Here is a 1,208-nt window from a genome sequence, read left to right as displayed (position 1 = left end):
CTCAGGCGTTCGGCCCCCGCGCCACTGGTGGCTGCGTCCAATTCACGATCCCTTCCATGTGCGGCCGCCGTGGCCGCCGGCTCGGGGCCGGCCCGTCCGGCCGTCATCTCTCTGTCGGATCCCGACGGGCGGATGTGACTGTCGCCCCCGTCACCCGTCGGTACCGCTGTCGACGGCATCCAGGACCCGGGACCGGTGGGCCGGACCAGATGCGGCCGGCCAGCCCCGTCACATCGGCGGCGCCGGATTCGTCATTGCTCAGGAGAGGCTCGATCGAAGGAGCGGTGGCCCGTGGACGACGCGACCTGGCAGGCCGAGCAGTTCGAGCGACAGCGCCCGCGGCTGCACGCGGTCGCCTACCGCATGCTCGGTTCGCGCAGCGAGGCCGAGGACGCGGTCCAGGAGGCGTGGCTGCGCCTGAGCCGCTCCGACGACGATGCGATCGGCAACCTCGGCGGCTGGCTGACAACGGTCGTGGGACGGGTGTGCATCGACATGCTGCGTGCCCGCCACGCCCGCCGGGAGGACTACGCCGGCACCTGGCTACCCGAGCCGGTCGTCAGCGTCGACGACAGCGACGGCCCGGAACAGCAGACGCTGCTTGCCGACTCCGTCGGCCTGGCCCTGCTCGTCGTGCTCGAAACGCTCACCCCGTCCGAACGGCTCGCGTTCGTCCTGCACGACATGTTCGCCGTACCGTTCGAGGAGATCGCCTCGATGCTCGGGCGGACACCCGCCGCGGCCCGTCAGCTCGCCAGCCGCGCCCGACGCCGGGTGCGAGGCAGCCCGACCGTCCCGGACGCCGATATCGCCACGCAGCGTAGGGTCGTGGCCGCGTTTCTGGCGGCATCCCGCGCCGGTGACTTCGACGCCCTCGTCGCGGTACTGGATCCCGACGTCGTGTTCCGCGTTGACACCGGCTCACGCACCCGGCCCGTGCCCGCCCTGCTCACCGGTGCCACGGACGTCGCACGGCAGGTCGCCGTCCAGGGCCCACGCTTCGCACGGCACTGCCAGCCGGCGCTGGTCAACGGCACCGCCGGGATCGTCGCCCGGACATCGGCCGGCATCATCGCGGTCGCCGGCCTCACCGTGATCGAGGAGTGTATCGCCACGATCGACCTGATCCTCGACCCCGACAAACTCAACAACCTGCTCCTGGCCGACTAGAACGAGGATCTCCCGGCCGGCCCAGCTCATTTTCCCTA

At 71.3% G+C, this 1,208-nt stretch carries 1 protein-coding gene; it reads left to right on the top strand.

Features of this window, described 5'->3' with window-relative positions; genetic code table 11:
- Positions 1-291 precede the first annotated feature (291 nt).
- On the top strand, positions 292-1,170 hold the full coding sequence (gene sigJ, locus AC5LSR_RS22390; RefSeq protein ID WP_250291511.1) for an RNA polymerase sigma factor SigJ: 879 nt from the start codon (positions 292-294) through the stop codon (positions 1,168-1,170).
- Positions 1,171-1,208: the final 38 nt, after the last annotated feature.

This window comes from Protofrankia sp. CiP1_Cm_nod4 (assembly GCF_982290645.1).
Note: the sequence above shows the minus strand (reverse complement) of the source record. Positions and strands in the feature narration are given on the sequence as shown.